This is a genomic window from Enterococcus sp. 3H8_DIV0648 (assembly GCF_002140655.1).
Classification (GTDB): domain Bacteria; phylum Bacillota; class Bacilli; order Lactobacillales; family Enterococcaceae; genus Enterococcus_A; species Enterococcus_A hulanensis.
Map to the genome: position 1 here is coordinate 3,237,175 of NZ_NGLG01000001.1, position 11,009 is coordinate 3,248,183.

5 protein-coding genes and 1 pseudogene are annotated in these 11,009 nt (G+C 39.4%); all 6 read left to right on the plus strand.

Features of this window, described 5'->3' with window-relative positions; genetic code table 11:
• Positions 1–63: 63 nt before the first annotated feature.
• Positions 64–3,297, plus strand: coding sequence for a prealbumin-like fold domain-containing protein (locus tag A5875_RS14960; protein WP_088934324.1), 3,234 nt, complete (start codon positions 64–66; stop codon positions 3,295–3,297).
• A gap of 1 nt (position 3,298) precedes the next feature.
• Complete coding sequence (locus A5875_RS14965) at positions 3,299–4,858, plus strand: SpaH/EbpB family LPXTG-anchored major pilin (protein ID WP_088934325.1); 1,560 nt, start codon at positions 3,299–3,301, stop codon at positions 4,856–4,858.
• Positions 4,859–4,874: 16 nt separating this feature from the next.
• Positions 4,875–6,707, plus strand: a complete 1,833-nt coding sequence (locus tag A5875_RS14970; protein WP_088934326.1) for a SpaH/EbpB family LPXTG-anchored major pilin — start codon at positions 4,875–4,877, stop codon at positions 6,705–6,707.
• 76 nt (positions 6,708–6,783) lie between these two features.
• Positions 6,784–8,019 carry a class C sortase gene (locus A5875_RS14975; protein WP_088934327.1) on the plus strand — a complete coding sequence of 412 codons (1,236 nt, stop codon included), beginning with the start codon at positions 6,784–6,786 and terminating at the stop codon, positions 8,017–8,019.
• A 124-nt stretch (positions 8,020–8,143) separates the two neighbouring features.
• Positions 8,144–8,914 carry a peptidyl-prolyl cis-trans isomerase gene (locus tag A5875_RS14980; RefSeq protein WP_141108305.1) on the plus strand — a complete coding sequence of 257 codons (771 nt, stop codon included), beginning with the start codon at positions 8,144–8,146 and terminating at the stop codon, positions 8,912–8,914.
• Positions 8,911–11,009, plus strand: a pseudogene (locus tag A5875_RS23725) (right-handed parallel beta-helix repeat-containing protein); the annotation flags it as partial. The gene A5875_RS14980 and the pseudogene A5875_RS23725, both read left to right, overlap by 4 nt.

Sequence of the window (11,009 nt, forward strand, 5' to 3'; positions counted from 1 at the left end):
TGACTTGTTCGTGAGAAATAAATATTGAAGAGCACCACAATATTAGTTTTTAGGAGGGGAGAAATGAAAAAAAAGCTGTTCAATTTATTTTCAGTAGTAGTTATACTCTTGTCTTTGATCCAATTTCCGGGATCAGCTTCAAGTGAAACACAAGAAGCAACGGAATGGAACATTCATGCGTTCACTGCTATGAACGGCAAGGGCGAAGTGATTGATCAACTTCCTTTAAATGAAACATTATCTGGAAAAGTTGAATTAACTGCAAATAATATTGATCGCCTAGATAAGGAGACCTTGACTATTCCGTTACCAGAAGGAGTACAAGGAATCGAAAATCAAACAGATCCAGCAAATGGAGTCAAGGCTTCAGTGAAGACGAACGTTCTGGAATTAGAAATCGACTATGAAAAAATCAATACAACTAATTTAATAGTAGATTTTGGTTTTTCTGTTCTGAATGAAGGACAAAATATTGTCTTTTTCGATAAGTTCGACTATTCATCAGCAACAGTAAATAGTTCAGATATAGTCAGACCTGAACCAGCAAAGGCTCCGCGTGCGATTGCTGACATTACCGGCAATGTGCAAATATCGCATTCTGTCGTAACCGTAAATGGCGAAGTGGTTTCCGGGACGAATCAAGTAGTAGTTGGTGATGTCGTCGGCTTCCAATTCTTTTGGAAAATCGATCCCGTACCCAACGTAGATGCTGGAAGTACCTTCACGGTTACTTTACCATCTTCTGAGTTTTTCCGTTTTAAAGATTCTGCATCTGATTATATTTTACGGGATGCTGAAGGAGTGCGGATCGGTACTTATAAGATCGAAAATAGCATCGTGATTGTCACCTTAGAACAAGAAGGTGTAGATGCTGAAAAAATTTCTGGGAATTTTCAAGTTTACGGTACAGCGAAAAAAGAAGGGAATTCTGATGGCGGCGGAAATGGAAATGGATCACCAATCACAGTTTTACCTAATCCAACTCCAACACCAGATCCGGAAGATGGACCTAGTGAAGTAAATGAGTATCCAGAAGAGGATCAAGAGTTTGAAAAAGGCGGTTATCAAGTTAAGGGACAAAACCTTATCACTTGGAAATTTAACGTCAATCACACTAGTTTGGGTGAGATGGTAGATACTTTTCAAGCGAATGGAAAAGTCGCGGGTAATACGATTGAAGAACAAAAGGCCGGTATTTTAGTTGACCATTTACCAGCAGGGGTGAAGTTCAATAACGATTCGATGTGGATCACTGTTCCAGTCAACATCATGACTGATGATGGGAAACTCGCAACTTATGGTCTAGGCGATGGCGATATCCAGGTTCATGATGCTTTCGTTAGAATTAATCCTAAAGAAGATGAAACCTATGAAGACTTTTTCGAACGTGTGCGGAATTATCCTCATGAAGAGATGAAACGTGCGTATGGAGTGTATAAACATAGCAATGGGCGCGAGTCAGTTTTAGTTGCAGTTGGAGACACACCAGGTTCGGATGCATTTTACTATGACGAGATTAATGGCGGTGTAGTAGAGACTTTGATTAATCGTGCGGGCTATCTAACACCTACGCAAAAAGATGAGTTGCGCAAGCTGTACGGGATTGGCGGAGATAATGCCAAGATCAGTCCAAGTAAAGGGCAGATCGTCGCTTACGATGTTTCTTTCCAAGTCATTGTTGAAGGCGGATCAGGAAATTACGAAAACGAAGCTACGTACATTACGAACGAAGTTGAAAAAGAATCTGCGACACATGTCGACTTCCAAGAAATTGGCGGTTCTGCTGAGTTGGAAAATCTAACTTATGCAGTATTACAAAAAACGGATGAAGAAACCGGCGATGTTTTAAAAGGTGCTGAGTTTGAACTCTATAAGAATGGTAGCTATGTTAAGACATATACTACGAATGAGTACGGAAAGATACAAACAGACGGGTTGGAAGCTGGTAACTATGAATTAGTTGAGTCGAAAGCACCATCAGGTTATGTTCTTGATTCTACACCGATTCCTTTTACCGTCGAAACCGTTTCTAAACCAACTTTTGTGAATTTTACGCGAACCAATAAGAATACGTATAAATTTACGGCTACTAAAACAGTAGCAGGAGTCGGTACTATTAGTGGAACAAAGGAATTTAAATTTGAAATTCAAAATGGCGCTGGAAAAGCAGTTGCTTATGGAAAAACCAGTGTCAATAACAAGAACACGAGTTATCCAATTGAGTTTTATAAAGAAGCGGCTTACACGAATAAAATCGCGGACTCACAATGGGGAACGATTTTACAAGATGGCAGCCAGTATAAATTAGTTGAGACATCGGGTGGCGATTATGCAGTCAGCTATTCTATCGGCGGTGTGAACGGCAACGATTTTACAGTCACTCATACAGCTAATGCGAGTGCCCCTGTACAATCTGTTCAAGTCGATGTCACTAATAAAGACGCGTATGACTTTAAAGCATTTAAAGAAGTTACCGGTTCTGGGGCATTTACACCGGGGAAAGTTTTTGAGTTTGAGCTGAGAGAAGCCACTGGGACCAGAAAAGTCAAAGCTTACGGAAAAGCAACGATCGGCGGCAAGAATCAGAAAACAGCGATCGAGTTTTTCACACAAGCTGATTACGATCCAAGCTCAATTATCACCGACTGGGCGGCTGTGCTGACAGAAGGCGAAAAATATCAATTGATCGAACCGGATACGCAGCACTATAATGTCGCTTACTCGGGCGGAAGCGGAACGAATAACAATATTTTTGAGGTTGTCTTCAATGATAATGATAAGGCAATTTCACTTGAAGTAACGAATGCAGATTCATTTGATTTTGAAGCGACGAAGAAAGTTACCGGCACCGGACTTTTCACTAGTGAGACATTCAAGTTTGAATTGGTCAATAGTTCAAATATAGTCGTAGCTTATGGGAAGTCGGCAGTGAGCAGCAAAAACACAGAAGTGCCGATTACTTTCTACGAACAAGCTGACAATGACTCTACGAAAATTACTGATTGGGCAGATATTTTGACCGAAGGGGAAACATATCGATTACGAGAAGTGGATCATTCGGGGTATGAAGTTTATTACACCAATCAAGATGGAGCCGAAACAGACTCCTTTTCAGTAACTTTCAATACCGGGAAGAAATTAACGCTCAATGTCGAAAACAAACGAACGAAGATCCTGTTGCCGAAGACCGGTGGAAAAGGGATCTGGAACCAACTCTTACTTTCAGTAGTGATCTTATTCATCGTTGTAGGGTCTGCTTTCACGATTGAATATCGTCGCAGAAAGGTAGGTGAATAAAATGCGTAAAACACAGTTGAGTTATCCATCATTAATCTTTGCGGTTTTATTTACCTTAGTCACAGCCTTTCTTTTTACCACTCAAAGTCAGGCGGCAGAAGTTCAAACGACTTATTTGCATAAGCGTGTAGCGATCAATGATAAATCGGCTGCTGCGGACTTGCTGCAAGATACAAAAGGAATAAATGGTGTCGAATATACAATCGTCGACATTACCAGTTATGTCAGAAACCATCCGACTTCGCTGACTATCCCGTTAGATACAGCGAAGGAATTAACGAAGGAAAATGTCGCTGGAGTTGCTGTAGGCGAGGAATTGCCTACCCATCTTGGGATGAAAGTCGTTGGACGAGAAGTGACCAGTCGTATGTCCGTTCCAGATAAACAAGGAAAAAATACGGATACGGATGGTGTGATCAAGCTTTCATTGAATAAAAAATCTGGCAACTATGATGCGAGTTATCTTTTTATTGAGACAGCATCTGTCAGTGAAGCATCGGCAAGTGATAATTTAATTATTCATCTTCCAGTACGAAATGAAGAGACCGGAGATGAACTAGGAACAGATGGACCTTTGCATGTGTATTCTAAAAATGATGGGCGTTTAGTAGAACCAGCCGAACCGGGAATCACTAAAGAACTAATTGGACAACAAAGTGATTTTGCTTACGGTGAGACGATTTCTTATCAACTATCGCTTAATATACCTAGTTCAATCGAGACATTCCAGAAATTTCAAATCGTTGATACGCCTGACCCGCAATTAGAGGCAAATCTGGAATCGATTCAAGTAAGTACTAAAGATGGAAAAGAAGTACCAAAAACAATTTATACTCTTGCTTCTCAAGAGAATGGTTTTGTAATGGATTTTAACCCGCAAGTTCTGAGTCCATACCAAGGAGAAACATTAGTTATCACGTACCAAATGAAACTTCAAGCAGGAGCGGAACCAGATAAACAGTTTGTTAATAAAGCAACGCTTCATTACAACGATTCAACAAAGGATGAAGAACTTACCAGTTCTGCTAAACCAGTCGTTACTGGCGGTTATCGCTTTGTTAAGGTTGACGCGAATGCACGTGATACAAAATTAGAAAAAGCAGTCTTTGTAGTGAAGAATGAGAAAAACGAATATTTGGACAAAGATTATGCTTGGAAAAAAACAGATGATGCTAAAAATGATGATCAGCTATTTAGAACAACTTCTAATAAAGACGGTTACTTTGAAGTAAAAGGTTTGCGCTATGGGACATACATGATTGAAGAGATTCAAGCACCTGATGGCTACAGCCGACCAGATAAAGCAGTTAGCTTCAAAGTGGAAAAAAACACGTATACGATTGGATCGGATGCTGCCGCTTTACTAGAAGTACTGAATAGTAAACTTCCAAATACCGGAGGAAATGAAACAGAAAAAGGAAATACGTCAAGTACGAAAACTTCTGCTTCAAAAAATTTACCTTCGACGGGAGAAACAATCAAAAACGGAGGGGTTGTTGGTGGTCTGATCATTTTAGGGGTCAGTATTGTATTTGTTTTGAAAAAGAAAAAAATAGATTAAATGGAGGAATAAAAAATTGAAAAACAAGCTTAAAGTTCTTTTGGCGGCACTTATCATGTTGGTTCCATTATTGGCAGGGTTAGGAGCTCCCTTATCCGCTGATGCAGCAGGAAACATAAATATCAACTTGCACAAGAAACGTTATGACAGCACACCGACAGTTATCCAAAATACCGGGGAAATAATGACTGAGTTTAACGGAATAGCTGGATTTGGCGGCGTAGAATTCAAAATCTATAATGTTACTGATAGTTTCTATACATTATTAGAAACGACTAATCCTGATACTGGAAAGAAATATACAATGCCTGAAGCTTCTGAAGAAGTAAAAGTAAATTATGCATCTGGCACACTCGCTGATACAAAGACGACAGCTACAACAGGCAACATCGGTGACTTAACATTCAGCGCCTTGCCAGACAAAACAAATGGTAAAAACTCTGTATTCGTCATCGTTGAAACGCCGATGGCTGGTGTTACAACTGCAGATAACATGGTAGTCGCATTACCACTTGAAGATTCTACTGGTGCTGCATTAACAGACATCCATTTATATCCAAAAAATGTCGTTCAAACGGCAGGAGTTAAAGTTGAAAAAATCGCCAATGTAAAAGATGAAGACAATAATACTATTCCTTTAGCTGGTGTTGAATTTGTTATTCATAAAGACGGTGTATATAACGGTACGGGAACTATGTACCTAAAAGACTTTGATGGTGCAGATACACCAGTTTGGACAAATGTAGCAGCTGATGCACATAAATTTGTTACTGATGCGACTGGTAAATTTGAAGAAGACCGTCTATTATACGGTACGTACTATTTAACTGAGGTAAAATCTAAAGATGATTACACTATTAATAATAATGCAATCAATCAACAATTTACTTTAGATGCGTTGAACACTTCAAAAGAATTTACTGGTGCGAATGCTATTCAAAACGATGACATCCAAGTTGAAAAAACCAATACTGGTGGAACTGTGAATGTCGGAGACAAGATTGATTATACTGTTAAAACAACTATTCCAGGCGGGATTCTTGACCAAGTTGATACAGATGGCGACGGAGTAGCTGATACGCCACGCTATGCTAACTTCATCATCAAAGATACTCATGGAACACATTTGAAATTAGACCAAACTACCTTGACACTTAGTGATGGTACTACTACTTTCACAACTGCTGATTATGCATTAGATACTACTACAGCTGGAGAGTTCAAAGTTACTTTTAATGCAGCAGGAATTTCTAAGATGAAACCTAATGCGACATTGACGATGTCTTATAAGATGGAATTATTAGAAACAGCTGCACCAGGAGCAGATATTAATAATACTGCAACAATCACAACTGACCATGACGAAAATACTGGCAGTGGTTCAGAAATTTACACTGGTGGACACAAATTCAAAAAAGTTGATAGTTCAAATGGCGATGCTGCATTAGCTGGTGCTAAATTTGTTGTACGTGATGCTAATAGTGATTCTGCTAAATACCTTAACATTGGCACAGATGGCGAAGTGACTTGGGTTGCTGCTTTAACTGGAGCTACTACCTTCACATCAGGTACAGATGGTTCAATCACGATTAAAGGCTTGAAAGATGGCAAGTACTATTTAGAAGAAACTGAAACAGCAAATGACAAGTATGTTTTATTATCAAGTCGTGTTGAATTTGAAGTAACTAAAACTTCATTTGGCAATACCCCTATCGAAGTAGCGAATAAACAAAAAGGCAGCTTACCATCAACTGGTGGTACAGGCATCTATCTAATGATGGCAGCCGGCGTATTAGTAATGGCGGTTGTTGGTTTAGGTTATGTTCGTTCTCAAAGAAAAGAAGCTTAATTAAATAATATTCAGGAAAGACAGCGACGAGGGAACTTTTTCGTTGCTGTCTTTTTACCAAAAAAAGGAGGCAACTATGAAAACTAGCAAGAATAAGCAAAAGAATAATTCAAATTCTGTTAGCAGAATGCTCCAACGATTATTTTTTTTGGTTGCCTTTCTTTTTGGATTGTCACTTCTTCTCTATCCATTAGTCAGCCAAGGGATCAATGATTATATTGATCAAAGAATGGTTGAAAAGTATCAAAGAGAAGCTTCGCAAAAAAATCAGGCGGAGATCAAAAAGCAGCAAGAAGCGATGGAAGAACGGGACCGTAAAGCTCGTAAGGAAAAAAATCCTGGTTCGGATGGCGAGCCATTTTCAGAAGAAGTCCGAAAAAAAGATGAAAAAACAAAGCCGACTCCCTCTTATGTCGAACAGCATACAGCTGGGGTGCTCGTGATCCCTAAAATTGATGTAAAACTGCCGATTTTTGATAAGACCAATGATTATTTCTTATCAAAAGGCGCCTCCTTGTTAGAAGGAACCTCTTCATTACGAGGCGGAGCAAATTCTCATGCGGTTATTTCTTCCCATCGAGGGTTAAAACAGGCGAAACTATTTACCAATTTACCTGATTTAAAGCAAAAAGATACCTTTTACATTGAAGCAGCATCTGAGACACACGCGTACGAAGTAGATCAGATCAAAGTGATCGAACCTACAGATACGGAAGATCTTTTGATCGTTGATGGTAAGGATTACGTGACCTTGATGACTTGTACGCCTTACGGGGTCAATTCTCATCGTTTGTTGGTGCGGGGACACCGCGTTCCTTATACGAAGAAAATGGATCAAAAGAAAAAAGCTGTCGATGAACGAAAAAAACTAAAACAACTATTATTATTGGCTGCTGCTATTTTGAGCACGTTGCTCCTCATTTGGGTAATTTACCGAATTATTCGTGCTGGAATGATCGGCCGTCGGAAGTATACACTGACCTTTTATTTACTAGATCAAGCAACGCAAAAACCTGTTGCGGATCAAGTGGTGCATTTAACTGGTAAAAGAGGAAAAAATGCGATCCAAATTGATGGGGAAAAAGTGATTGCGCGTTCAGATGAAGAAGGAAAAGTGAGTTTCCCAGCGGTTTATGGAAAAAACTATGGGTTGAAGTTTGATCAGCAAGCGGCTATTTTTGCTTGTACAAAAGTGAAAAAGATCAATGATCCTTCCTTTTCACTAAAACCAAAATCAAAAAAAATTCAGATTAAGCAAGCTGATCAAATCTATGTTTTAGGAGATTTCGTTTATGAAGAACTGGCTAACTAAAAATCTACCTCTTACTAAACTTAAACAAATAATTATAAAAAATAAAAAACTATGTCTTCTTTTACTGGCTGTTTTGATCTGTGTAATTTTTCTGGTATGGCGAAGCAACCAATGGGTAATGAAGGTGAACGATCAAAAAATTCGTCAAGAGGAATATGCATTCTATCAAAAAATCAATCCCAACTTAAAAGAAGACGATCTTCAAAAGCAAATCATTGAAGATAAAGTCCAGTTGCAGCAAGCAAAAAAAATGAAGATCGAAACGATTGATGACTACGCTGAACTAGTCAAAGAAATGAAAAAGGTCAATCAAGAAAACGAAAAAAAGATTCAAAAGAAGCAGGTTATTTACGGTTTGAGAAAGTACAGTGAAGAAACCTTTTATGACTATTCGTTGAGCAATGTGATCAATCAATTAAAAGAAAAAAAAGGCAAACGTATTTCTGCGAAGGCCGTAAAAAACTATTACAACAAAAACAAAAAGGATTTCAAGGCAATTGATTCAAAAGAACTTTATCGAGTTCAATCATCAAAAGCGATGATCGAAGAGTTAGCGAGCAAACCAATCGATCTTACTCAGATTGAAGGAGATACAAATGTCAATTATGAGAAGGTAGTGCTTAATGAGTCTGAGCTGCGTAATTGGCTCAAGTATCGGGATGATGAGCTTCAGGTGGTAGATACGTTAAAACCAAATACGTGGAGTACTGTCTTTGGGGATAAGAGTCGGGCATGGAGTTATTATTGCCTCTCCTCTCAAGAAGGAACGATCCTACCGCTGGCTGAAGTTCAAGAGAGTATTAAAATCAAGCTCGAAAAAGAGCAGTACCAAGCAGAAGTCAAAAAATGGACCCAACAAGCAGATGTAGAAAGTAAGTTAGGGAGGAAAAAATGAGGAGACGGGTATTTAGTATATGGATGGTGCTGACCTTAATTATGCCAGTTGTTTTTGGAGTTGTGTGGCCAAAAGAAGTTCAAGCAGCAGGGGATGTCTACTATGTAGATGCGACTAAGGGTAGCGATAATAACTCTGGCAGAAGCCCCAATCAACCATGGGGAACGTTGGATAAAATCGAGAAAACAAAATTTCAACCTGGCGACACGATCCGAATCCATGAAGAAAGTGTCTTCAACGATACGCTGTTCTTAGAGGGCAGAGTAAACGGTGAAGGAACTGAAGAAGCCCCAATCACTATTGAGAGCTATGGCGATAATAATGGTCAAGCGACAATTAATGGTGGTGGAAAAGGGTATGTTTCTCAGATGGAGCAGCAAAACAAGGAAATCTACTCAGCCGTTACTTTGTATAACGCCAGCGGCTGGACAATAAGTAATTTATCGGTTACTAACCATGGAACTTATGATATGCCTGGCGAAGGAATCCCGAATTCTCCAGAAGGCCGAGTGGGCGTCTATGTTTTAGCTAAAAATAATGGATTAACACAAAACATTCATTTGGATAATTTGAAAGTCACGGATGTCAACGGCAGTGTCCATGCAAAGAATTGGGGAAATGGCGGTATTTACTTCACAGTCACTGGACAGCCTACAGGAGAAATCACTCGATTCAACAATATCTCCGTAACAAATTGTCATGTGGAAGATGTCACTCGTACAGGAATATCTATTGGTGCCAGCGTTTATGAGAGCATCATTACGAATGAAGACGAGCCGACTAAAATTGATCCTGGAAAGATCCAAACATATGGACATACTAATGTATTAGTTGAAAATAACTATGTGGAAGATGCGGGCGGGGACGCGATCGTCCTTTTTGATTCTTACAAACCTTTGATTCAATATAATGTTTCAAATGGGGCTAGTAAGAGTCATGAAAATGATCCACGATTGAGCGATCCTAACTTGAAAGGTTCATACTGGCAGGTAAATGCCGGAATCTGGCCTTGGTTATGCTATTACCCTAATTTTCAATTTAATGAAGCATTAAATACGGTTGATAATTATGATGGCGAAGGTTTTGATTGTGACTCGGGAACAGGTACGACCTATCAATATAATTATAGTCACCATAATCAAGGTGGTTTTATGTTGATTTGTTCACCGAAAAATTTTAATAGTTTAATTCGATATAATATTAGCGAAAATGATCGAAAGCATTTGTTCTTAGTGTCTAATCGATTAAACCCTGATAGCGGAAAAATTGCTGAAGGAGATATCGCACAAATCTATAACAACACTATGTACACTGGTGATACTTCGAATATCACGGTAATGAGTCAGGAAGAACCTGGCTATGTAAAAATGAGCAACAATATTTTCTACAACGAAAGTGCTAATGTAACACCATTCTGGCAACCGGCTGAGTATGGTGAAGCAGTCAGAGCAACGGTAAGATACGACCATAATTTATATTATGGATATACTAATATTCCTAATAATGAAAAAAATCCAATTATTGTAAAAAATCCTAAGGTCGAACTCAACGGAGCTACGACCAATGTTACTCATGGCGGTATTCCGCATGATCGTGCTATTAAAAAAGATGAAGCAATAGAAGCGCAAGTGATGTCCGCACCAGGTTCAGGCGGAATCGGTTTGGGAAGTGTAACAGGTTATCAATTAACCAGCGCATCCCCTGCTATTGATGCTGGGGCTAATATATCTGATAATGGCGGACGAGATTACTTTGGTAACGGCCTAGTTGATGGTAAAACTGATATCGGCGCGCACGAATACGCTGGTGAAGTAACACCGCCGACAAGCAGTACAGAGGAAAGCAGCAGTAGCAGCAGTTCGTCGGAATCGTCATCAAGCAGTACGGACGAAAGCAGCAGTTCCACAGATGAATCATCAAGCAGCACGGACGAAAGCAGCAGTTCGACGGATGAGTCATCATCAAGTAGTACGGACGAAAGCAGCAGTTCAACGGATGAATCGTCATCAAGTAGTACGGACGAAAGTAGCAGCTCAACAGAGTCATCATCATCAAGCAGTAGTAGTAGCAGCTCGACAGATGAATCGTCATCAAG